This window comes from Collinsella sp. AM13-34, assembly GCF_003473055.1.
In the GTDB taxonomy this organism is placed as follows: domain Bacteria; phylum Actinomycetota; class Coriobacteriia; order Coriobacteriales; family Coriobacteriaceae; genus Collinsella.
In genome coordinates, this window is record NZ_QRLE01000002.1 from 24,274 (window position 1) to 46,570 (window position 22,297).

The following is a 22,297-nucleotide window of genomic DNA, read 5'->3' on the forward strand; positions in this document are numbered from 1 at the left end:
ACTTTGCGCGACCGTCTGCTGGCAGTGCATCAACCCACCGTGACGGATTCCCCGGTAAAGGCACTGATCATCAACAGGGCAAAGAACACCAGGTAGCTGACACTCAGCGGGTACGCAATGATCAAGAAGGCGACCCATCCAACATTGGTCTTACCATCGGCACGACGTTGCTCGCGAGAACGGCACAGCCAGACCGTCACGCCAATGGCCACAATCAGCAACACGAGTGCCGCTGCTGCCACCCCGGCAAGCGCAAACATCACGCCAATGCTCACAGCAATAAACGGAAGCAACAACAAGCCGCATCCACACCCACCGGGACTATAAACGGCAGATTGTCGGCGTCGCCTCATCGCCACCCCCCATCATCTTTGAGCACTACAGTGCGATGGCCTGCTGAACAGGAACGATCTTATCGAGTTCCGGTTCAATCCGCCTTTTCTCGGCCTCAAGATCAAACGCCACCTGAGCGCGCAGCCAATAACCATCCGTCAGGCCAAAATAACGGCAAAGACGGAGGTCGGTGTCGGCCGTCACGCGACGTTTTCCCAAGACAATCTGCCCGATACGCTGAGCCGGAATCCCGGTCTCTTTCGCAAGGCGATATTGAGAAATGCCCATGGGAACAAGAAACTCCTCTTTGAGAAGCTCACCAGGAGTCACCGGCGACAACAAATCGGCCGAAGTCTCATCACTTGTGATAATCGACGATTTCGACATTCCAAGCCATCTCCTGTCTCCACTCAAAACAGACCCGATAGCGCTCGTTAACACGGATGCTATATTGACCGGCACGATCGCCCTTCAAAGCTTCCAGGCGGTTGCCCGGTGGAACGCGAAGATCATCAAGCGAAGCACAAACCTGCAGTTGGCGAATCTTCCTCAACGCAACACGCTCAAAGGGCACGAACCTCCTGACCCGCACACCCATGGCAAAGCGTTCGGTATCCTCATCTTTATACGATGCAATCATAGTATCGCCTTACGTTAGTAACGTCAAACGTTTCTACAGACTTACATCTCTATTATATCGTACGTTTGTTCGTGTTTTCTAGATCATATAGTCCTTCACGCCTTAGTCAAGCAAAAGCAATCGTTTGTAGACATCGAGGCCTTTGAGTAGGATTTCCTCGTCAAAGAGCATGGTATCGGTATGCAGGGCGCTTGTGGCATAGGCAGGGCAGCCATCCGAATCGCTCGGGTTTTCTTGTCCCTCCGGCACGCCCGTGCCCAGCAGGAAGAACACGCCCGGCAGATGGCGCTGATAGAACGCGAAATCCTCGGCAATCAGCAGCGGCTCGTCCACGAGCTGCAGCTCGGGCAAGGCAGGCGCGACGCTGCCAAATAACTCGGGGTCGTTATCGACCGGCGGATAGCCCTCGGCAAAGTCGAGATCGTACGTGCAGCCCGTTGCAGCGCATGCCTCGTCGAGTACACGGCGCACGCCCTCACGCGCACGGTCGAACATGTCGTCCGTAAACACGCGCAGACTGCCGGCAACATGGGCCTCCCCCGCCACCGCATTGCAGACGGTACCGGCCTGCAGCAGGCCAAACTTGCCGATACAGGGCTCGTCGGTGCCCAGCTCGTCCATCAGCTCGCGCTCGGCAACCAAAAACTTCGCTGCCGCCAACGCGGCATCGTGCGATTCGTTTACGGGAACGCCGTAGGTCTTGGCGATATGGATGCTTGTCCCGTGAATGTGCACGTGCGTCTCGCTTGAGCGCGCCAGCAGCGGACCGGAACAGCTCGCCAACGTGCCGGCGGGCAAATCGGGCCATACGTGGAAGCCAAAGATGCGATCCGCCCCGTAGCGCTCGAATACGCCGCTCTCGCACACCGTCTTGGCGCCACCAGTCGTCTCCTCGGCCGGCTGAAACACAAAGAGCACATTGCGCTTAATGGCGCCCGGCTGCTCACGGATCGTACGGTCGACGAAGGTTGCCGCCGCAAGCGCCATGGCCATGTGACCATCGTGACCGCACGCATGCATCTTACCGGGATGCGTCGAGGCAAAGGCCGCGCCCGTTGCCTCCGCGATGGGCAGGGCGTCCATGTCGGCGCGAATCGCCGTGGCATGCACGGCGCCCGTGCCGGCATCGAAGAAGGCGCAGACGCAGCTGGGACACGGATGGGTCACCTCGCAGGCGAGCGGCGCCAACACGCCCTCAATATAGGCGATAGTCTGCGGAAGATCGAAGTCGAGCTCCGGAATGCGGTGCAGGTCGCGACGATAACGACGGAGTTCTTGGAGCTCGGTCATAGAGGTTCCTTTCATGGGTGCGCGTCGGTTGCCATCTATTGTGCCGCAAGATTGCTACACCCTTATTTCCAGCATATCCTTGCATTTTTTAAACGTTATATACGAATACTCTTGTTTGGTAAAGTGCAACGTGGTAGGGTCTTTACCACTTGATAGAGGCGCGGGCACGAAGAACCGCGGGCGAGCCGGCAGGCTTTGACCCCGTGGGGAGGCGAAACCCGCCGAACTGGGTTTTTCGGGCACGAACAACCTGGTGGGCCTGCGGGAAACACCCGCAGGACTGTCTGCAGCAATGCGGGAGCGCTATCCGGACATTGGGTCCACGCTATGCGGATTCGATGCGCAGATGGCGCCGTCTGGATAGCGAGGTTTACGGGACATGGCATTGACCCCCAACGAGGCATATGCGGCCAAACAGCCGTTTGTGGACAAGGTAACGCTCGAGCATATCGTCGAGCAGTTCCCCACGCCGTTTCATCTATACGACGAGGCGGGCATCCGCCGCAACATGCAAGAAGTGCGCGACGCCTTTGCATGGAACCCGGGCTTTAAGGAATACTTTGCCGTCAAGGCCAACCCCAACCCGGCGCTCATCTCCATTCTCAACGAATACGGCTGCGGCTGCGATTGCTCGAGCTATACCGAGCTCATGATTGCCCGCTCGCTGGGCATCACGGGACACGACATCATGTTCTCGTCTAACGACACGCCAGCTGCCGACTTTGAGCTCGCCGACAAGCTGGGCGCCATCGTCAACTTTGACGACATCAGCCACATCGAGTTCTTTGAGCGCGTCGCAGGGCCCATCCCCAAGACGGTCAGCTGCCGCTTTAATCCGGGCGGCCTGTTCCAGCTCTCCAACGGCATCATGGACAACCCGGGCGACTCCAAATATGGCATGACCACCGAGCAGCTCTTCGAGGCCTTCCGCATACTCAAGGCCAAGGGCGCTGAGGACTTTGGCATCCACGCATTCCTTGCCAGCAACACCGTCACCAACGACTACTACCCCAAGCTTGCGCGCATCCTCTTTGAGCTTGCAGTGCGCCTGGAGCGCGAGACCGGCGCACACGTCGCCTTCATCAATCTATCCGGCGGCGTCGGCATCCCCTACCTGCCCGAGCAGCAGGCCAACGACATTCACGCCATCGGCGAGGGAGTGCACGCGGCATACGACGAGATCCTGGTTCCCGCCGGCATGGGCGATGTGGCCATCCGCACCGAGATGGGCCGCTTTATGATGGGCCCCTACGGCTGCCTGGTCACCAAGGCCATCCACGAGAAGCAAATCTACAAGGACTATATCGGTGTCGACGCAAGCGCCGTCGATCTGATCCGCCCTGCCATGTATGGTGCCTACCACCACATTACGGTGATGGGCCAGCCGGGTGGCGCCGACAAGACTGCGGCACCCGTCACGGACACGTACGACATCACGGGCAACTTATGCGAGAACAACGATAAGTTCGCCATCGATCGCGAGCTGCCGCATATCGACATGGGCGACCTGCTCGTGATCCACGATACCGGCGCGCATGGCTACTCCATGGGCTACAACTACAACGGCCGTCTGCGCTCCGCCGAGGTGCTGCTGCGCCCCGATGGCTCGGCCGACCTCATCCGCCGTGCTGAGCGCCCGGGCGATTACTTTGCCACGCTCGACGTGCTGCCGAGCGGCCGAGAGCTGCTGGCCAAGTCGCGCGCCGAAAGTGCCCGCCGTCGCGCCCAGGACGAGCGTCTGGCCGTCGCCGCTCAGTGGAACAAACGCATCCAGATCGCGGAAGCGAAGGAGAAGAACATGGATATCCGCAACCTCGAGGGTTCGATCGTCGCCCTCGTCACGCCGTTTAAAAAGGACGGAAGCGTCGACTTTGACGCGCTCGAGCGCCTTATCGATTTCCACCTGCAAAACGGTACCGACGCCATCCTCACCCTGGGCACCACCGGCGAGAGCGCCACGATGACTGACGATGAGGACAACTCCGTTGTCGCCGCGGTGGTCAAGCAGGTTGCAGGCCGTGTCCCCGTCATCGCCGGCTCGGGCTCCAACTCCACGCAGACCATGCTCACCAAGTCGCTCACCTATCAGGGCCTGGGCGCCGACGGCCTGCTGCTCATTACCCCCTACTACAACAAGTCCAACGAGGAGGGCATCTACCAGCACTTTAAGACCGTTGCCGATGCCGTAGATATCCCCTGCATCCTGTACAACATCCCCGGCCGCTGCGGCTGCGGCATCAGCGTGCGCAACGTGGAGCGCTTGGCCGCGCACCCCAACATCATGGGCATCAAGGAAGCCTCGGGCAACGTCGCTTACGCAGCCAAGATCGCCCACCTGCTGTCCGATGACTTCCGCATGTACTCGGGCGAGGACGCCCTCACCGTGCCGCTCATGAGCCTGGGCGCCTCGGGCACCATCAGCGTGTGGGCCGATGTTCAGCCGCAGCTCGTGCATGACATGTGCCGCGCCTATCTGGACGGCGACGTAGCGCGCGCCCGCGATATCCAGATTGCCGGCCAGCCGCTCATCAATGCCCTCTTTAGCGAGGTCAACCCCATCCCCGTTAAGGAAGCGCTCGCTCAGATGGGTATGATCGAGGCAAACTACCGTATGCCGCTGTGCTCCATGGCCGACGATACGCGAGCCGCACTTACCGATGCTCTGAAGGGAGCTGGTCTGCTTGATTAAGACCGTCATTATGGGAACGGGCCGCATGGGCTCGCTCATCCGCACTACCGCCGAAGGCATTATCGACGCCGCCGGGCAGCCCGTTTTTGATATCGTGGCCCAGATCGGTTTTGATCTGTCCGAGCTCGAGAGCGCCCCGGCAGCCGACGTCATCATCGACTTCTCGAACGTCGTGACCTTCGATGCCGTCGTCGCCTATGTCGAGTGCACGGGCGCGGCGTTGGTCTCGGGCACCACGGGCTATTCGCCTGAGCAGATGGACCGTCTGCGCGAGCTGGGCCAGAATGCCCGTGTCATGCATTCGGGCAACTACTCTATCGGTATCGCAGCCCTGCGTCATCTGGTAGCACAGGCCACACGCGAGCTGCCCGGCTTTGACTGCGAGATTGTCGAGACGCACCACAACCAAAAGGTCGACGCCCCCAGCGGCACCGCCAAGCTGCTACTCGACGCTGTAGTCGAGGCCGAGCCTGAGGCTGGCTATCATCCTGTCTACGGTCGCGAGGGCATGTGCGGCGCTCGCGATCCCAAGGAAATCGGCATGCACTCGCTGCGCGGCGGCACCGTCGCCGGCGTGCACGAGGTGAGCTTCTTTGGCCAGGACGAGGAAGTCACGCTTAGCCATCGCGCCACGAGCCGCCAGATCTTTGTCAACGGCGCTCTGGCCGCCGCTCAAAAGCTCGTCGTCCGCGACCCCGGCTTCTACACCTTCGACCAGGTCATGTTCGCCTAACCAGCTATCTACCGTACCCACGCAAAGGAGAAACAGCATATGAGTAACGCAGCCGAGATGGATGCCCAGGAGATTATCAACTACATCGCCACCGCGCCCAAAAAGACGCCCGTCAAGCTGTATGTGCGCGAGAAGCCCGGCATGAAGGTTGCCTGGGGCGATGCGCACGTCTACGGCGGCCGTCGTGGCAAGACCGTCTTTGGCGATTGGGATGAGCTCAAGGCCATCCTCGATGCCAATGCCGACTCCATCGACTACTACGACGTAGAGAACGACTGCCGCAACTCCGCCGTGCCCATGCTCGACCTCAAGGGCATCAACGCCCGCATCGAGCCGGGCGCGATCATCCGTGACCGCGTCGAGATCGGCGATCGCGCCGTCATCATGATGGGCGCCATCATCAACATCGGCTCCGTCATTGGCGAAGGCTCCATGATTGATATGGGCGCCGTGCTGGGCGGCCGCGCCACCGTGGGCAAGAACTGCCACATCGGCGCTGGAACCGTGTTGGCAGGCGTCGTTGAACCCGCAAGCGCCACGCCCGTCATCATCGAGGACGATGTCATGATCGGCGCCAACGCCGTGGTCCTGGAGGGCGTGCACGTAGGCAAGGGCGCCGTCGTTGCCGCCGGCGCCGTGTGCGTCGAGGACGTCCCCGCCGGTGCCGTCGTGGCCGGTGTCCCCGCCCGCGTCATCAAGATGCGCGACGCCCAGACCGACAGCAAGACCGGTCTCGAGGAAGGACTACGTCAACTGTAGGGTTACGCGGGTTTACCAACCCGCGTAACGGCTCGACGCTGCAAACGCCCCAGAGCGGCAATCTGACGTTCAATCGTCGGGCATGACCAAAAGGTCAATGCCCTCCTCTTTCACGTCACCTTGCTCGCTCTGGGGCGTTTTCGCTGACCTATGCTCAACCAGTAGCGTAATTAAGCCCCAAGTAAAAAGGCCGAAGTCCCAAAGGGCTTCGGCCTTTTCGTTACGGTCAATCCGCTCGATCCCTTATCGATTCTCGATGCTGCCGATGTTTTTGAGCTCGATGGAGATGAGGCCGTTGGGTTCGTTGACAAACTCGATGTACTCGGAGTTCGAACCCATCTCGGCCGGGAAGCTGATCTCGATGCCCGTATCGGTACGAATCTTATGATTGCGCACCGCCGCGCGCTCGACCTGTTTGCGCTCCACGGGAACGCGCTCGGGAACCTTCTCCTCGGTCAGTGCCGCGCGCACACTTTCCTTGATGACCGGCTCGTCCTCAAAGACCTCATCGACGATATCCCAGGGCGGAAGCTCCTCGTCATCCTCGACCTTCTCGGCCACAGCGGCCTTAACCTTGGCGAGTGCCACGGCCGTGTTGGCGCCGTGCTCCTCGGCGACTTCCTCAACCACACGCGTCACGGTGTCGATGACCTCCTTGCCCGATACGCCCGTGTCGCACTGCAGCAGGCCATCGGGGATAAGCATACGGTCCTCGCCGGCAATCTTGCGCTTCTTGTCCACGTAGCCGATCTCCATGGTGCTCGCGCGCACGATGGCATAGCTCGGCACCTTTTGCGAGGGGTTCGGCAGAATGGCGTAGTGGCGCGCAATGTCGTTGCGCACCTCCCCCTCCTCGCGGCCCACTTCGTGCATAAAAGCCTGCTTGGAGCCCAGCAGCATCACGGCAAACCAGCGGGCATCCTCATCGTCGTCAAAATCGGCCACGAGCACGTCGGTGGACTCAGCCTTCTCGGCCTTGGTGAGCTCGGAAGAGATGAACTCCGCGATCTGCTGCGACAGGTCCACAAACTCGCGCTCGCCAAAGAAATAACCCTTGAGCTCGCCGCCAAACGCAGAGTTCTCGGCAAACGTGGCGCGTTTATTGTCGGCCGAGGTACGTGCGCGGCGCAGATGCGTGGTCACGAAGTTGCGCACGGTACGGCTCTCGATATCGAGCTCGCGCTGGCTCATAACGTTGACGGCAGAGTCAAAGTCCAGAATATGCAGAATCGCGTGATTGATTTTCATATACGGCATTCCGTTCTAGATCGATTTCGGCACGAACCAGTATAGCGGTCGAGCCCTCCCCGAGCGCATCGAAGATTGGTGCATCGAGGACAGGTTGCTTTACACCAATGGCTAGCGCAGGAGCTCGGACTGCCAAGCCTCGAGCTGTTCTGCCAGGCTCTTACCGGCAGCGGACATGTCGATCTGGGGTCGTTTGGGCAGCAGCGCGCATTTAAGGATTGCCACGATGGTCTGCGAGACAAAGCGTCGCGTATCCTTGTCGAAACCTTGCGCAGCCTGGAGCATCACGGGCAGGCTCTCGCGCAGATTCCCGGCGATATCCGCAAACCGCTCAGCACCCGTAGCCTCAAACACGGAGAACAACGCATCTACAAAACGCTCGCGCTCGGCAGGCCCCACTGCAAGCAGCATCTCGCGAATGGAGCCATCAACGTATCGAGCGCCGGCGGACAGGCGCTCACAGTACACGAAGTCGCGACCATCAACCACCCAGCTAAAGGGATTGTGCTGCAGCAGGCTGAACTCGGTGCTCTCAACGATGGCATAGTCCTCCTGCGTCTCGAACATCATGCCAAAAATCGACGACCGAGGTAGCGTCTTGTCGATTCGGCTGGATAGATCAGCGAAAGCGTTGCCGTTCAGAAACTCCTCGACGAAGCCCGGACCATCATGGGAATACGCCCGTTCGATTCGCTCACGGGCGACATCGGAGCACATCGCCGCACCGTACACCGCAAGGTTTCCACCCTTGGAATGACCTCCGCACAAAAGCGGCCCGTCAATCGTATCCGCTGCCTCGTCCACATAACGCGCCGCGGATTCCTGGGCCGGCACAGGACACCGGAACGCCATGTTAAAGTCCTCTTTCCAGCCCACAATCGTGCTGTCGGTCCCCCGGAAGGAAAGATAGCTAAACCCCGCCGGAAATCGGAACGTCATAGCCGCAAACTGCTCCGTCGTCTCGGCATCACTCACGGTACGATAGCCGCAAACGTGCACGCCACGGTAGCGAGGGCTTGCCGCCACGGCCTCCAACAAGGCCCTGCTCCCCTCTGGATCCCACAGGTCGCCAATCATGTCCCGGTAGCACTCGGCACGAAGCAGCTCGCGTACGTCTAGGCCCTGCCAGTTCATCAGCTCCGCCATATCACCCGGCAAACGCAAATAGGACAGCCACGCAAAGACCAGGCTATCCACCGCGCAGAACGACCGTTCCTCAAACGGATCAAACGCCGTCTGGACATAGGTCAAAAAGTTAGGTGAATCCGACATGACTCTCCCATCAACAATGGCGCATTGGGGTAGGGTTACTTTGCACCAAAAAGGCGCCCGGACCGTGTGGACCGGACGCCTTTCATTGTAGCCTGTTGCCCAAACGAGCTTGATTTAGCAGGAGAAGTCGACGCTGTCGATGATGTCCTTGAGGGCCTTGGCGGAGGCGGTGAGCTCATGCTGCTCGTCGTCGTTCAGCGGCACGGGGACGCGGCAGACAACGCCGTCGCGGCCAACGACGGTCGGCATGGAGATGGCAAGATCGGACAGGCCGTACTCGCCCACCATGAGCGAGGAGACGGGCAGAACGGTCTGTTCATCGCGCATGACGGCAGTGCAGATGCGCTTAACGGCCATGGCGACGCCGTAGTAGGTAGCGTGCTTCTTCTCGATGATGGTGTAGGCGGAGTTCTTGACGTCCTCGGCGATGCGCTTCTCGGCAGCCTCATGCTCCAGATGGCCGTGAAGCTCGCAGAAGGTGTTCAGCGGAACGCCGGCAACCTGAGCGCTGGACCAAGCGACGAACTCGGAGTCGCCGTGCTCACCCATGACGTAGGCCTGAACGTCGCGCGGATCGACCTCGACGTGGGCGCCGAGCATCTGCTGCAGACGACCGGTGTCGAGCACGGTGCCGGAGCCGATGACATGGCCCTCGGGCAGGCCGGACATCTTGATGGCGGCATAGGTCAGAACATCGACCGGGTTGGAGACGATGAGCAGAATGCCGTCGAAGCCAGACTTCTTAATCTCGGGAATAATGGACTTGAAGATGTTGACGTTCTTGTTGACCAAGTCCAGGCGGGTCTCGCCGGGCTTCTGGGCAGCGCCAGCGGTGACGACGATCATAGCGGCGTCGGCGACATCGGAATAATCGCCGGCATAGATCTTCATGGGCTCGGCAAACGTCATGCCGTGCGCGATATCCAGGGCCTCACCCTCGGCGCGGTTCTTGTCCACGTCGATGAGGACCATCTCGGAGAACAGACCGCTCTGCATCAGCGCGAACGCCGAAGACGAACCGACGAAACCACAGCCGACAATAGCGACCTTCTTCTCGTTAACCATTACTTTCTCCCATCTCTCTCCACAAACAAGCCGCCCGGGAACGACCCAAGCGGCTTGCCGTAATCCCAATATAGCCAATCGGGACTTTGATTATGCGCCTATTCGCAGCCAAAAATCGACCGTTTACCGAAATTGTTTGCAGAATTCGTAAGATAACTGCCCGAAATCGGTTTCGAACTATTGACGCGTCTAAATGTCTTTTTAATACAGACCCGCCTCGCGAATAGCCTCGACGGCCAGAGCGATCTGATCGGGCGGCAGGACCAGCGCCATGCGCACGTGCCCCTCGCCCGAAGGCCCAAAGCTCGCACCCGGCGTCACCACAACGCCGGCCTTCTCCATGAGCTCCTCGCAAAACGCCATGGAATCGGTACGGCCGCCGGGAAGCTTGGCCCACACAAACATAGAGCCATGCGCGTTGGGACGCTCCCAGCCCAGTCCCTCAAGACCGTCGCACAGGGCATCGCGACGCTCCTGGTACTTCAGACGCTGCGCCTCGACCTCATCGCGCGGGCCGTTCAGGCAGGCGATAGCAGCCTTCTGGATCGGGAAGAACATACCAAAGTCGATCTGGCCGCGCAGCTTGGCAAAGGCAGAGACCACGTCCTCGCGGCCGACCAAAAAGCCGATACGCGCACCGGTGACGTTAAACGACTTGGAGAGCGAGAAGAACTCCACGCCCACCTCGAGCGCGCCGGGATACTGCAAAAAGCTTCCGCCCGGCTCGCCGTCGAACACGATGTCGGAGTATGCGTTGTCGTGAACGATGAGCAGGTCGTGCTCGCGGGCGAAAGCGATGATCTCCTCGTAGACCTCGGGCGTGCCCACCGAGCCCACCGGGTTGGCGGGCAGCGACACAATCATGTACTTGGCACGATCGGCCACCTCGGGATCGATACCCGCCACATAGGGCAGGTAATTGTGCTCCGCCACCAGCGGATAGTACTCGAGCTTGGCATCGGCGATCTTGGCACCTGCCTCAAAGACCGGGTAGCACGGATCGGGAACCAGAATGGTGTCACCCGGATCGAGCAGGGCAAGGCCCAAATGGCCAACGCCCTCCTGCGTGCCGTTGCACGACTGCACCATAGACGGCGTAATGCCCGAAACGCCAAAGCGACGCTCGTAGTAATCGCACACGGCTTGCTTGAGTTCGGGCAGGTCGCGCAGGGCATACTTCCACATCTCGGGGTCCTGGGCCGCTTGCGTGAGCGCCTCGACCACGTGGTCGTACGGCTTAAAGTCGGGCGTGCCCACGCTCATGTTGTAAATGGTCTTGCCCTGAGCCTTCAGCGCAAGCAGTTTGTTGTTGAGCGAGGCGAAGACCTCCGCGCCAAAGCGGTCGAGACGCTGCGATGCCTGCATGGTGCCACCTTTCGATATGAAAAACGCGGCGCTCCGACAAGAGCGCCGCGCGATACGGGCCATCAGATTGCAAAAGTGTAACGCTTGCACCCGCTGTTTTGGTTCAATTTGGCAACCTTAGTCCATCGGATTGAGCGCGTCAATCTGGGCGAGCCACAGGCGCGAGCTGGCGTCACTCGGCATGCGCCAATCGCCGCGCGGGCTGAGCGTGACCGAACCCACCTTGGGGCCATCGGGCAGGCAGCTGCGCTTAAACTGCTGGGCAAAGAAGCGACGGTAGAACGTACGCAGCCACGTGTGAACGGTCTTGACGTCGTAGGCGCCCTCGAAGCTCTTGAGCGCCATGCGGTAGATCTTGCCCGGCTCAAAGCCAAAACGCAGCAGGTAGTAGAGGAAGTAGTCGTGCAGCTCGTACGGGCCCACCAAATCCTCAGTCTTCTGCGCAATCTCGCCGTCGCCCGTGGGCGGCAGAAGCTCGGGGGACACCGGCGTATCGAGGATATCGAGCAAGACCTCGGCAATACGCCCGCCAAAAACATCAGCGGCATAGCGCACCAGATGGCGCACAAGCGTCTTGGGCACGCTCGCGTTGACGGCGTACATGCTCATGTGGTCGCCGTTGTAGGTAGCCCAGCCGAGCGCCAGCTCCGACAGGTCGCCCGTGCCGATGACAAAACCGCCGGCCTGATTGGCCAGATCCATCAGAATCTGCGTACGCTCGCGGGCCTGGCTGTTCTCGTAGGTCACGTCCTGCACGGCCGGATCATGCTCGATATCCTTAAAGTGCTGTTCCACGGCCGCGTGAATCGAAACCTCACGGAAGCTCACACCCAGGTCGCGGGCAAGCGACTCGGCATTGGACTTGGTGCGATGCGTCGTGCCAAAGCCGGGCATGGAAACCGCCGTAATACCCGTGCGCGGCAGGCCCAGTGCATCGAAGGCACGCACGGTCACAAGCAGTGCCAGCGTGGAGTCCAGGCCGCCCGAAAGACCGATGGCTGCAGTCTTGGTACCCGTATGGGCAAGGCGGGTCTTGAGGCCGGCGGTCTGCAGGTCGAGGATGGTCTCGCAGCGCTCAGCCAGGTCGCCGTGGTCGGCCGGCACAAAGGGTGCACGCGGGAAGACGCGGTCGATGTCAAGGGCATCGCGCAGGACAGGCTCTTCGGCCAGCACGCCCTCAAACGAAAACTCAACGGTCGTGGCCTCCGGCGCATCGTCCGCGCGGGTCCACGTCGTCGAGCGACGGCGCTCGGCAACCAGGCGGTCAAGGTCAACGTCGGCGACGGCCATATCGCAAGTGAGGAGCTTCGTCGCGGCGAGCTTCGAACCGTTTTCGTAGACGAGATTCTCCCCCGCAAAGACCATATCGGTCGTGGACTCGCCCTCGCTCGCATCCGCATAGGCATAGGCGCAGTACAGGCGCGCACTCTGATTGGAGATAAGGCTGCGGCGGTAGTCTGCCTTACCGATAATCTCATCCGAGGCCGACGGGTTGAGAATCACCGTCGCACCGTCAAGCGCCATCTCGGTCGAAGGGGGCACCGGCACCCACAGGTCCTCACAGACCTCAACGCCCAGTACCAGGTCCTCAGCGCCTTCATCACAGCAGCGGTAGACAAGCCCCGAACCCAGCGGAACCGGACCCTGACCGGCAAATTCAACCCACACGGGATCCGCAGGCGCCGGAGCAAACCAACGGCGCTCATAGAACTCGCCATAGTTGGGCAGATACTTCTTGGCCGTGAGGCCCAAGAGCTCGCCCGCGCAGCACACGGCGGCGCAGTTGTAGATGTTTTCTGCCACCGCAACGGGCAAGCCAACGGTAAAGACGATCGGCAGCTCGCGAGTTTCATCGAGAATATGTGCCAGTACGGTCTCGCAGGCATGCAGCAATGTAAGGTTATGGAACAGGTCGGCCGCGGTATAGCCGGTCAGGTTAAGCTCGGGCAGCACCAGCGCGCGAACGCCGCGCTCGGCAGCCTCGCGAACAGCCGTCAGTGCAACTTCGGAATTGCCCTCGACATCGGCCACGCGAATCCGCGGCGAAGCCGCCGCCACACGCAAAAAGCCATCGTTCTTATTAGCCGAAACGCAGCATTGCCTTGTTGATCTGGACACTGGAGGCCCCTTCTACCCTGAGATTCAGTCTAACGGACGTTCACATATCTCTAACTAGCCAAAGCAACCTCCCAGTTTACTGAGACGCCAACCTGTGCTAAGAGCATGTATTCCAAAAATATCTTTAATTAAAAAAGGAGAAATCGATAATCGACTTCTCCTTTAAGCGAGGCAAGTTAATTCCGAAACTAATGGCAGAATTTATCCATGTAGTCCTCAAAGTCGAACACTTCTACCACGACGCCCTCTTCCTGAGACTCTTTCAGTTGCTCCAAGAGATCTTTGTTAATAACGTCCATGCAGAAACCTCCTCTATCTAATCAATTGTAGTATATCTGCTTTCATGCAATTATCAACCAACTTGTTTAATTGCTCCTCGTTTGTCGATAGTCCCTCTTTTTTCAAAATGTCGCGCACCTCGTTCTTAGTAATCGGCTTTTCAAACAACGAAAGCAAAGCGAACGAAAAATCATTAACCGCACACATTCTATGGGTGGCACAACTCAGCAGTACTCTTAACCCCTCTTTTGAGCGTCCGACTTCTTTAACAAACGAACTTTTAACCAATTGAAAACCATTATCGTGCATTACATAATCGGCATCGATATTTGTATTCAGCAATCCATAATGCAACAGTTCTTCTATCGCCCTTGTCAGCTCGAGGTCGCCCTGATCAAGAATAAGAGAAATGCTACAATCGGCCTCCAATAAACGGGCCAACTTAAGGTATACCAACTGGGAAACAGCATAGACATGATGGTATTCAGAATTATAGAAGTAGGCAAATGGCTCAACGAGCACGACAGAGGTCTTGGAATCCAGCCAGATTCGATTAGCTGGATTTAGACTAGTTAGCCGTCGCTTTACTTTGGTCAAATGTCCCTTATACCTGACAGCGTGAATAGAATCTAGGATCCAGGTCACCTCTGAAATATGAAGCCGCTGGGGCAAGTCAATTGTGTCGCTACCGTTTATGACCTCTTGCATATAAAAATCAATATGATGCTCATCAGATAAGGATTTTGCTTCATTTAAAGTTAAACCAGTGCCTGAAACATAATCCACTTCGAGGCGCAAATCCTCATATTGGGACTTCGGCATTACAGAGACACCATACTTATCGGGATGATTCCAAACATCCGACCCCATAACGAGACCAAAATTCGTAAATCCTCTCGTGGAATATGGAACACCACATACCTGTTTTGAATAATTCAAAACATTCTCTGTATAAGCTAAGGTGTTCAGAGCCTCTTCTTTAGTTTCGGTCGGAAAGCCAATCATAAAAAATAGATGAACAGGAATACCCGCATTGAGACAATCATGGATATTGCGATCAATCCAATCAACTCTCGTGTTCTTCTTCATTAGATCAAGAACTCTTTGGTTGTATGACTCGAGGCCAAACTGAATCTGCCTACATCCACTTTGGTATATCTTGTTAAAAACTTCTGTACTTAGGGTTGGAGAGAACCTCGTTTCCCCATGCCAGAAAAACGTTTTTCCCGATGCGTTTATTTCATCCGCGAGTTGCTCCATTCTTTTGCCTTCGAATGTTTCATCCACAAAAGAGAAAACTCTCGTGCCGTATTTTTCATTTAACCGACACATTATTTCAAATACTCTCGATATAGGCATCTTTCGGTAACAACCACCGGTAGCACCGGGAATGGTGCAGAAGGCGCAATGATTAAAACACTGCCTAGAGGAATAAACCGGCAATATTAACTCAGGCATGAAGTATTTAGAAAGGGCGAAGCCATCGAAATCGGGAACTGTATCGTTGATAAATGTTTGCTCAATCCGATGGTTTTTATATATCTTTCCACCTTTAGCATGGCAAAGGTTTGGAACACAGTCGAGATTGTCATCACCAGAGTCAAGAGCCTCAAGAAGACGTGCAAGCGGCTCTTCGCCGTCATACATCATTATCGAATCAATGTATTCAAAAAAGGGATGCCATTCTTTCATGCAGTCATCTGCTAAACGAGTAATGTAATTGCCGCCCAATGAGACGTGTTTAACAGATGGACATTCTTCTTTAATCAGTTTCGCTAACGTAACTGCAGAAATCAATTGGAAACAGCCGCTCACCGAAATCCCAATAAACTGGATTTTTTCCCTCTGAATACGCTTAAGAAAGGCAGTTTCATAGAAGGAAATAAACGGATTATGCAAGGTATCCGCAAGCGATTTCATTATTTCTGGTGTCGAATAATAATCATAGGGCAGATCTATGGAGTTGAACGTGTATTTAACTCCATATGAGACGTGATTTATGATATAGAGTGCATTTCTAAAAATGTTTTCAGCATATTGTCTTTCTTTTAGATTAAAGTATCTCTTCGATCTGAAAATATCTTTTGCCTCGTCAACATTAAGTGCCGACTTTTGTATCAACTCGATTGTTAATTGAACATTCGAACTAAACGAATCCTTTGATTCCCGATACCTTTTACAGCACTCTTCGACATGTCTAAAAGATAGGAGGTCATCGTAAAATTCCACGTTTAAGTCAACAATGTCAACTTTGTATTGTTCAACCTCTTGAAGATATGACTTCAAAATAGGCAAGGCAAGATACGGCCCCACTGGACTCCATCCTGGGGGAAATACTAAAAGCGTTTTAGGCATATCAACGTCACGTCTTTCGCAAATAATTCAATTGAAACATAACTACCATCATAATTGAAAAAACACCAAGTCCTGTAACGAGAATTGAGAACATCGCGATGCTCGTGAACAGCGAAACAAGAAGTGTTGAAATAACAACGGCAACCGATTGCAAAGACTCCCTAATTGAAAACAGGCTTATCGATTCAGATCCGTCTCTCGCCAAATCCTGCAGCGATGTTATGAGAAGCACATCTTGAATGGCGTTTCCGGCACCGACGATAAAAAGGAAAATAAACGATATCCCAGACGCATAGCGATAGCCAAACGCCAGATACGCACCGAGCGCAAGATACGTCACAAAACAATATGATTTAACGCAATCGGAACCACTGATTAAACGACCATATATTGTATTTCCGAACAACAGTCCGATTGTAAGACTACTCTGAAGGAATCCGTATTGTATCGATGACGAGTCAAATTGCAATTGCGCTATAGCTGGCAAAAGAGAATTCAGAGAGCCGAATGCCACGCCACTAGAAATATCGATTAATAGGAAACCAATTGCCAAGTGCTTCGCGCTAAGATCACTAAATGCAGTCCTGTTTTTTTCATTTTTGCTTATTCCCTCTTTATCATTAACCTCGATAACCGACGGAACATCTCGCAGCAACCAGAACGACGCGGCAAAAGAAAGCGCGTCTAATGCAAGAACAGCCTCCGCCCCAAATTGAGCGACAACAAAACCGCCGGCAACTGGCCCCAGAACCATCATCAAATTCTGCAGGAACCCAAACGAATTATTAATTACGTCGCGATTGATACTATTCGTATTGGCTCTTAACAACGAGTAAAAGCAGGGCATTTCTACCGTTCGGCAAAGCGATACCGCGCACGTAATAGCAAACATACTCCATTTACTATCAACAAAAATATAGCAAACGAATAATCCCGCGCGAATTAAGTCTGCCAATCTCATGGCCTGCAGTGTCTCGATACCCATCTTCTGAGGCAGCTGCGCGAGCGCAACTGAAAACAGAGAGGGGGCAAATCTGCAGCAGACCATCAAAGCAGTTGCAGAAACATCGTGAGTAACCTCGTAAATCAGCATTGGCAAAGCAATATTCGCACACCAATTGCCTATTTCGCTTATCCCTCTAGCAATATATAGGACCCGAACCGGACGGCTAGCTCTCAATACCGTGAACATCACGATTAACCTCGTATTTCAGGCCTCGTTCATCCCTTAATAGGAATCCATAATCAACCAAGTACCGCCTCAACACGGCATAATCAGGATAGAGCTGTGAAAGCACACGATTAACCTGAAGCTCCGTATAACTTGTATTTAATTCAAAGAAAGAGACGGCCCATAGCAGCATGATTCTTTTATAGCTTTCCTTTTTTGGAATTGAAACCAGCTCGCCATTCTTGAGAAATCGTTTTTTAAAGTCTATTAGCTCATCCATTCACATCCTCCATTTCATACGCATCTAATACTAAAAATGCATACGCTTTAGGTCATCGCATTCAGCTTCTTTATTCGAACTAAACTCGAACTAATCTAAATTATTTGCTCAGACACTCTTCGAAAGCTCGTTTTTCACTCTGAGTAAAATGCCCTTCCCAGTCAGTCCACGAACAGGAAGGCAACTCACAACGAGCGGAGTCGAAGCCCTCTGCCGTCGGTCGCTCAAAATGCACGATAACCTTTTCGATATCGCCATCTGTAATCAGGTCAGAATGAATGACCTCGGTTCCATCTTCGAATGTCATATACGGGTACATCACGTAAACCACCTCGCAAACATAAATCCAGTTTAGCATCAAGCTATTGCACCAAAGACAGCAGGCCCCCTTGATGAGTTGATGGTATCTGTTAAATGTCACGTACGATTCACATCTGGTGGGTACCCTGATGGCTACACGAAACGAAGCAGATTTACACCGGGAGGACCCCGTATGACAACCAAGTACACCGACGCGCCGCGCACGCGCGTCATGACGCCGGCATCGCTCAACAACGGCGTGCACGAGAACCATTCCATCGGACAGACCATGGCCATCGCGCCCAAAAAGGGCCTGTTCGATGACATTTCCATTCCCCAGATCATCGCCGGCGCCGCAGCTGCCGCCACGAGCGTGGCGCTTGCCTCCAAGATTGGTATCGCTGGTTCAGTAATTGGTGCCGCCGTGAGCTCGGTCATCACCGTTGTGTCCTCGCAGGTCTACCGCCACTTTATCTCTGCCAGCGCCGAAGCCCTCAAAGGTACGCACGCCGCCGTCGACTACCCCGCCGGCGCCTATGAGCCCGTTGAGCTTAATGCCGAGGAGCACCTGGGCGGCGCCGCGACTACGCAGGAGATGCGTCAGGTCACGGGACGCGCGACCACGGCGCGCGTCGCCCCCAACAGCCTGCGCGCCAAGGCGGCGGAAGAGCGCAGCCAGACGCAAAAGAAGGTCATCATCTTCTCGATCGCCATCGCCGTCGTCGCGGTTATCGCCTGCGCCGGCGCCATCCTTATAACCACCGCCGGTGAGGGTCTGGGCGAGCGCCCCGAGCCAATCCTTTCGTCGCGCACGACCGAGAGCGATGCAAATGGCAACACCCAGTCTCAAGATCAGCAGACACAGGCGGACGGCACGCAAGACAGTTCTACCTCTGCCGATTCGTCCTCGAACACCCAAAACCAATCGCAGGGCACCGATTCCTCTACGGCCAACAGTGGCACGCCGTCCGACACGACCAACTCAAGCCAAACAACTGACGGTTCACAGCCGAACACGGGAGGCCAGACGAGCGACAGCACTTCGGGAACGGGCACAGCGGACAGCAGCAACACCAACAGCTCGAGCGGAACCGCGTCCGGCACGGCATCTGACAGCTCGAGCCAAGGCACGACATCGGGCAACTAGGCACTGCATCCCCAGATAGGCAACCTGTACAACGGGCGCGAATCGACAGCGGTTCGCGCCCGTTTGCCTTGGGCGCCGTCATGGCGAGCGCCATGCGATGGTAAGATGCTTTACATGTGTAAAGAGGAGATTTGCCATGAGCAAGACAATAGTTAGGCCCACGCTATCGCTGGGCAACCACATCTATCTGTATCGCCTGCTGCGCGATGCGATTGGGTGTGGCAAGCAAACGTTTATGACACAGGTCGAGGAGGCGCTCACCGCTGGCGACATGACCGCTTATGACCTGGGCTTCGAATCCACGCGCGAGCTGCTCGAAGAGCTTGACGACTGCATTAAGCTGACCGTCTTTAAGGGCGGTCGCCTGTATGCCACCGTCATCGCCAACGAGGCCTGGGATGCCGCACTTGCCAAGGGCGAGGACAAGCCCAAGACCGCCAAGGGCGCTAAGCAGTCCTACAAAAAGAAAAAGCGCAGTGAGAAGGACCTCAAGGCTGTGCGCCCCAAGCACGTTAAGCGTCCCGAACCAGAAGCCGCGGTTGAAGCTGTGCCGGAGCCCGAGCCCGAGACAGAGATCGAAGTCGCTATTGAGGTAGCAGTAGAAACCGAAACCGAAATCGCCGCCACGACCGATCCTGAAGTCATATCCGAGCAGGAAGCCACTGCTGAGCTCAACGAGGCATCCAAGTCGACAACCGAAGAGGCGGCTGGCCAGCCCGAGGCGCCCGTGTTCCAGAACCACGATGTCTTTGGCGACAACACCGAGGACAATCAGTCCGACGAGCTCGCGGATCAAGATGCTGCCGAGGCAACACCGGAGCCCGAGGCGCCCCAGCCTGCCATCTCGCTCACGGTTGTCTACGACCCCGAGAACGCCAACGCCGGCATCACCACCATGGTATCCACGCCGGTCGAGGCCAAGCCGAACGTCGAGGCAGAGGACACTCCGCAGGCCGATGCCAAAACCGGGACCGAAGACACGTCCATCTCCGTGGAACCGACAGATTCCATAGCTAAGCCAGAAGCGGCATCTGAGTCTGCACCTGTCATTGAGTCCGCATCCGCACCCGCCTGTGACCAGGCTCCCACACCTGCACCGACTCCGGTCCCCAATTCAGCATCGGCCCCCGCTCCCGCAGCACCGACCATCCCCGGGGACTTCCCCATCGATTTCGCGACCGAGGTCTTCTGCCCTAGCCCGCTGCTGCACCAGCTGTCGACTTATCTCCCCTACGGCGCCGACACCCTCGGCATCGTCGGCGAGTACTACTGGATCGCTCGCGAGCGCGGTACCATCGAGGCCGGCCGTAACCGCGCGAGCTTCCCCCTGCGCTACACACAGGCCGGCAAACGCCACGAAGTCACCGTACGCATTCGCCGCAACACCACCGGCGGCCTCGGAGCCACCTGGGCCATCGACAAGGTCGAAGCCCCGGTCGAGTAAAAAACGGCCTCGGATAGCCAATTGACCATCCGAGGCCGTTTGAATTCAGGCCTTTTAGTTGTCATCGGCGCATATAGACACCAGAGAAGCAAGCTCATCCTCAAGTTGCGGAGCAAAGTATCTAAAAGAAACCTGCGCTCCAGTCGGTATCGACTCAATCATATTCGCAGCATTATCTGAAACTCGGTACGATGCAGTTTCACCTGTCTTCAAATCCTCTATTGAGCAGACAGCGTCTTCAGCATCAATCGACCTAAGCACGCCTTCTCCTTGTAACATCACATCGGCATGCCCGCCAGCTATTTCTAATGAACCTGAGTCTGTCGCAGTCACTTCTCCGGAACCTCCGCGCGGTATCTCTTCCTTTGTTGAACAGCCCACCAATGAAGCCATCAGCACCAAAGACAGAGCTAGACGAATCGCCCTACTTCGAAAAAGTCGTTCCATAAGTCCACGCATAATAGCTCTGATCATACTTCAGGAAGGATAAAGATGAATTCCAGCCGTCCGCTATGCCAATCATCTGCCTTGTCTCTCCAGTTTTCTTACCAGTAAGTGTGGCGTAAGCCTCCGCTGTTACAGAATGGGCTGATCCGTTGTACAAACTCGCATGTAAAACATTCGGTCTATTAGAGTTAATCTCATTTTGAATGCTCGCGATAGCCGGAGAGGAGACAGTGCGGGCGATAAGAGTACTTCCTCTGCTTGCGCAGTAATTTGTAAACCCCGTTGCACAGGTTGATATCGGCGTTCCGCCCAAAACAACGCCGGGAACAGTCTGTTCTTCATCGGAAAGAGCATGGGTATTGGTGTAATTCCATATCTGCATATATTGCGAAGGGTCGCTATATAAATTGGCAATGCCATACAGTTCCGCAACGTTCGAAAAAGCTGTCACCATACAAGCATAGTGGGCAGTAAGCCTCTTAATCTCGCTTTCATCATATGACATAAACTGAGAAATGGAACGAAATCCAGATACTGTGTAATCCTGCATTTGAGTTGCGTAAATTACGACATCGTTCCAGCTTGAAGGTTTATTCGATAAAACGACAGGCCGTCCTTCTATGGAAACAGCCGGAATTGTTCTTCCGCAATTTGTTGTTATTGAACCGTCCAAAGATTGCACACCGAATTCGAATGGATTGATCATTACGACTGGGTTATTGAAAGAATAAGACTCAACACCAAGATCTCCTCCCCGATCCATAGGGCTGACTAAGCCGTCTCCAAAACGATATCCCGTAAGTATTTCATCATCTGAAGCATCTAAAACCAAATAGCCCGCGGCTCTATTGAATGTCACAACCGGAACAATGTAGCCAAGCGGGGACCCATCAACGTCTACAAAAGGAATAGGGTCAGAGGGCGTATACGAAGAGCCGAGGAGTCCCTTTATATATTTATCGGCAAGCTCTTGCGCAATTTCTGAAGTAAATTGTATCTGCTCACCATCAATATTGCCCGTCGAAGCAAAAACCTCTTTCGGACGTGCGGCTAAGGCGACAATTGAAGACGCGACAAGTTGCAGAAAACGACGACGCGAAAGCATATGTTCTTCTTTCTAGAGGAGCGACTTATAAGATACTCCTATTCTATAACCTTTTTTGTAACGTTACAGCACTGGTTATATTTCAATTCGATTTGCTTATGTCCTTGTAGCCCAATACGTCTTTACGTTTTAAACGGAATTAGAAAATCACTCATAGCAAAAACGGGCTTTAATCCCAAAGAGATGACTTTGATTATGAATCAAACCAGCAGCCAGGGCATAGCTGCAGTGCAATTGCTACAAGAAAGGCCGCCCTT

20 protein-coding genes and 1 riboswitch are annotated in these 22,297 nt (G+C 55.6%); of the genes, 5 read left to right on the forward strand and 15 right to left on the reverse strand.

The annotated features are described in order from the left end of the window. Window positions 1-29 precede the first annotated feature (29 nt). From DW151_RS00805 to DW151_RS00820, 4 genes are all read right to left on the reverse strand, one after another. Window positions 30-299 (reverse strand): hypothetical protein, encoded by a 270-nt coding sequence (locus tag DW151_RS00805; RefSeq protein ID WP_117842879.1) that lies wholly within the window; start codon window positions 297-299, stop codon window positions 30-32. A gap of 79 nt (window positions 300-378) precedes the next feature. Then, a complete protein-coding gene (locus DW151_RS00810; RefSeq protein ID WP_050766086.1) occupies window positions 379-720 on the reverse strand; it encodes a HigA family addiction module antitoxin in 342 nt (113 codons plus the stop codon). Next, complete coding sequence (locus DW151_RS00815) at window positions 692-973, reverse strand: type II toxin-antitoxin system RelE/ParE family toxin (protein WP_006234335.1); 282 nt, start codon at window positions 971-973, stop codon at window positions 692-694. The genes DW151_RS00810 and DW151_RS00815 overlap by 29 nt, the downstream gene beginning before the upstream one ends. A gap of 102 nt (window positions 974-1,075) precedes the next feature. Continuing rightward, entirely contained in the window at window positions 1,076-2,263 is a 1,188-nt protein-coding gene (locus DW151_RS00820) for an N-acetyldiaminopimelate deacetylase (protein WP_118334026.1), read from the reverse strand. A 145-nt stretch (window positions 2,264-2,408) separates the two neighbouring features. Then, a riboswitch (Lysine riboswitch) is annotated at window positions 2,409-2,577 on the forward strand. 65 nt (window positions 2,578-2,642) lie between these two features. Between DW151_RS00820 and dapA the strand changes: the two genes are divergently transcribed. Genes dapA through dapD form a run of 3 tightly spaced genes read left to right on the forward strand, consistent with a single transcriptional unit; the run spans window position 2,643 to window position 6,444 of the window. Then, the gene (gene dapA / locus DW151_RS10695; protein WP_118334028.1) at window positions 2,643-4,952 is read left to right on the forward strand and encodes a 4-hydroxy-tetrahydrodipicolinate synthase; all 2,310 of its coding nucleotides are present in this window, start codon (window positions 2,643-2,645) and stop codon (window positions 4,950-4,952) included. Then, window positions 4,945-5,685 carry a 4-hydroxy-tetrahydrodipicolinate reductase gene (gene dapB / locus DW151_RS00830; RefSeq protein WP_199579867.1) on the forward strand — a complete coding sequence of 247 codons (741 nt, stop codon included), beginning with the start codon at window positions 4,945-4,947 and terminating at the stop codon, window positions 5,683-5,685. Before dapA ends, dapB begins: the two co-directional genes overlap by 8 nt. A 39-nt stretch (window positions 5,686-5,724) precedes the next feature. Continuing rightward, window positions 5,725-6,444 (forward strand): 2,3,4,5-tetrahydropyridine-2,6-dicarboxylate N-acetyltransferase, encoded by a 720-nt coding sequence (dapD, locus tag DW151_RS00835; RefSeq protein WP_117757345.1) that lies wholly within the window; start codon window positions 5,725-5,727, stop codon window positions 6,442-6,444. A gap of 243 nt (window positions 6,445-6,687) precedes the next feature. Here dapD and DW151_RS00840 read toward each other — a convergent pair whose 3' ends face one another. From DW151_RS00840 to DW151_RS00880, 9 genes are all read right to left on the reverse strand, one after another. Next, complete coding sequence (locus DW151_RS00840) at window positions 6,688-7,692, reverse strand: nucleoid-associated protein (protein ID WP_022094136.1); 1,005 nt, start codon at window positions 7,690-7,692, stop codon at window positions 6,688-6,690. A 111-nt stretch (window positions 7,693-7,803) separates the two neighbouring features. Then, window positions 7,804-8,964: a DUF2974 domain-containing protein gene (locus DW151_RS00845; protein WP_118334030.1), complete on the reverse strand. Its 1,161-nt coding sequence runs from the start codon at window positions 8,962-8,964 to the stop codon at window positions 7,804-7,806. A gap of 114 nt (window positions 8,965-9,078) precedes the next feature. Beyond that, window positions 9,079-10,029 (reverse strand): L-lactate dehydrogenase, encoded by a 951-nt coding sequence (locus DW151_RS00850; RefSeq protein ID WP_006234343.1) that lies wholly within the window; start codon window positions 10,027-10,029, stop codon window positions 9,079-9,081. A 201-nt stretch (window positions 10,030-10,230) separates the two neighbouring features. Beyond that, the gene (locus DW151_RS00855; protein WP_006234344.1) at window positions 10,231-11,394 is read right to left on the reverse strand and encodes a pyridoxal phosphate-dependent aminotransferase; all 1,164 of its coding nucleotides are present in this window, start codon (window positions 11,392-11,394) and stop codon (window positions 10,231-10,233) included. A 117-nt stretch (window positions 11,395-11,511) separates the two neighbouring features. Further along, window positions 11,512-13,512 (reverse strand): NAD(+) synthase, encoded by a 2,001-nt coding sequence (locus tag DW151_RS00860; protein ID WP_118334032.1) that lies wholly within the window; start codon window positions 13,510-13,512, stop codon window positions 11,512-11,514. A 312-nt stretch (window positions 13,513-13,824) separates the two neighbouring features. Next, window positions 13,825-16,146, reverse strand: a complete 2,322-nt coding sequence (locus DW151_RS00865; RefSeq protein ID WP_118334034.1) for a radical SAM protein — start codon at window positions 16,144-16,146, stop codon at window positions 13,825-13,827. A 7-nt stretch (window positions 16,147-16,153) separates the two neighbouring features. After that, window positions 16,154-17,338 carry an MFS transporter gene (locus tag DW151_RS00870; RefSeq protein WP_118334035.1) on the reverse strand — a complete coding sequence of 395 codons (1,185 nt, stop codon included), beginning with the start codon at window positions 17,336-17,338 and terminating at the stop codon, window positions 16,154-16,156. Beyond that, the gene (locus tag DW151_RS00875) at window positions 17,316-17,597 is read right to left on the reverse strand and encodes a DUF2087 domain-containing protein (RefSeq protein WP_055251466.1); all 282 of its coding nucleotides are present in this window, start codon (window positions 17,595-17,597) and stop codon (window positions 17,316-17,318) included. Before DW151_RS00875 ends, DW151_RS00870 begins: the two co-directional genes overlap by 23 nt. A gap of 100 nt (window positions 17,598-17,697) precedes the next feature. After that, window positions 17,698-17,919, reverse strand: coding sequence for a hypothetical protein (locus DW151_RS00880; protein ID WP_055251482.1), 222 nt, complete (start codon window positions 17,917-17,919; stop codon window positions 17,698-17,700). Window positions 17,920-18,090: 171 nt separating this feature from the next. On the opposite strand from DW151_RS00880, the gene DW151_RS00885 reads away from it, so the two are divergent. Beyond that, window positions 18,091-19,044, forward strand: coding sequence for a hypothetical protein (locus DW151_RS00885; RefSeq protein ID WP_118334037.1), 954 nt, complete (start codon window positions 18,091-18,093; stop codon window positions 19,042-19,044). 136 nt (window positions 19,045-19,180) lie between these two features. After that, window positions 19,181-20,488 (forward strand): hypothetical protein, encoded by a 1,308-nt coding sequence (locus DW151_RS00890; RefSeq protein ID WP_118334039.1) that lies wholly within the window; start codon window positions 19,181-19,183, stop codon window positions 20,486-20,488. 54 nt (window positions 20,489-20,542) lie between these two features. On the opposite strand, the gene DW151_RS10470 is transcribed toward DW151_RS00890, so the two are convergent. Next, the gene (locus DW151_RS10470) at window positions 20,543-20,881 is read right to left on the reverse strand and encodes a hypothetical protein (RefSeq protein ID WP_147351743.1); all 339 of its coding nucleotides are present in this window, start codon (window positions 20,879-20,881) and stop codon (window positions 20,543-20,545) included. 31 nt (window positions 20,882-20,912) lie between these two features. Then, the gene (locus DW151_RS10475; protein ID WP_147327747.1) at window positions 20,913-22,040 is read right to left on the reverse strand and encodes a hypothetical protein; all 1,128 of its coding nucleotides are present in this window, start codon (window positions 22,038-22,040) and stop codon (window positions 20,913-20,915) included. Window positions 22,041-22,297 lie beyond the last annotated feature (257 nt).

Excerpts from the sequence above, each read along its gene's own strand:
- DW151_RS00810 (WP_050766086.1), bottom strand. The coding sequence starts at position 720 with ATGTCGAAATCGTCGATTATCACAAGTGATGAGACTTCGGCCGATTTG.
- DW151_RS00815 (WP_006234335.1), bottom strand. The coding sequence starts at position 973 with ATGATTGCATCGTATAAAGATGAGGATACCGAACGCTTTGCCATGGGT.
- DW151_RS00820 (WP_118334026.1), bottom strand. The coding sequence starts at position 2,263 with ATGACCGAGCTCCAAGAACTCCGTCGTTATCGTCGCGACCTGCACCGC.
- dapA (WP_118334028.1), top strand. The coding sequence starts at position 2,643 with ATGGCATTGACCCCCAACGAGGCATATGCGGCCAAACAGCCGTTTGTG.
- dapD (WP_117757345.1), top strand. The coding sequence starts at position 5,725 with ATGAGTAACGCAGCCGAGATGGATGCCCAGGAGATTATCAACTACATC.
- DW151_RS00840 (WP_022094136.1), bottom strand. The coding sequence starts at position 7,692 with ATGAAAATCAATCACGCGATTCTGCATATTCTGGACTTTGACTCTGCC.
- DW151_RS00845 (WP_118334030.1), bottom strand. The coding sequence starts at position 8,964 with ATGTCGGATTCACCTAACTTTTTGACCTATGTCCAGACGGCGTTTGAT.
- DW151_RS00850 (WP_006234343.1), bottom strand. The coding sequence starts at position 10,029 with ATGGTTAACGAGAAGAAGGTCGCTATTGTCGGCTGTGGTTTCGTCGGT.
- DW151_RS00855 (WP_006234344.1), bottom strand. The coding sequence starts at position 11,394 with ATGCAGGCATCGCAGCGTCTCGACCGCTTTGGCGCGGAGGTCTTCGCC.
- DW151_RS00865 (WP_118334034.1), bottom strand. The coding sequence starts at position 16,146 with ATGCCTAAAACGCTTTTAGTATTTCCCCCAGGATGGAGTCCAGTGGGG.
- DW151_RS00870 (WP_118334035.1), bottom strand. The coding sequence starts at position 17,338 with ATGTTCACGGTATTGAGAGCTAGCCGTCCGGTTCGGGTCCTATATATT.
- DW151_RS00875 (WP_055251466.1), bottom strand. The coding sequence starts at position 17,597 with ATGGATGAGCTAATAGACTTTAAAAAACGATTTCTCAAGAATGGCGAG.
- DW151_RS00885 (WP_118334037.1), top strand. The coding sequence starts at position 18,091 with ATGACAACCAAGTACACCGACGCGCCGCGCACGCGCGTCATGACGCCG.
- DW151_RS00890 (WP_118334039.1), top strand. The coding sequence starts at position 19,181 with ATGAGCAAGACAATAGTTAGGCCCACGCTATCGCTGGGCAACCACATC.
- DW151_RS10470 (WP_147351743.1), bottom strand. The coding sequence starts at position 20,881 with ATGGCTTCATTGGTGGGCTGTTCAACAAAGGAAGAGATACCGCGCGGA.
- DW151_RS10475 (WP_147327747.1), bottom strand. The coding sequence starts at position 22,040 with ATGCTTTCGCGTCGTCGTTTTCTGCAACTTGTCGCGTCTTCAATTGTC.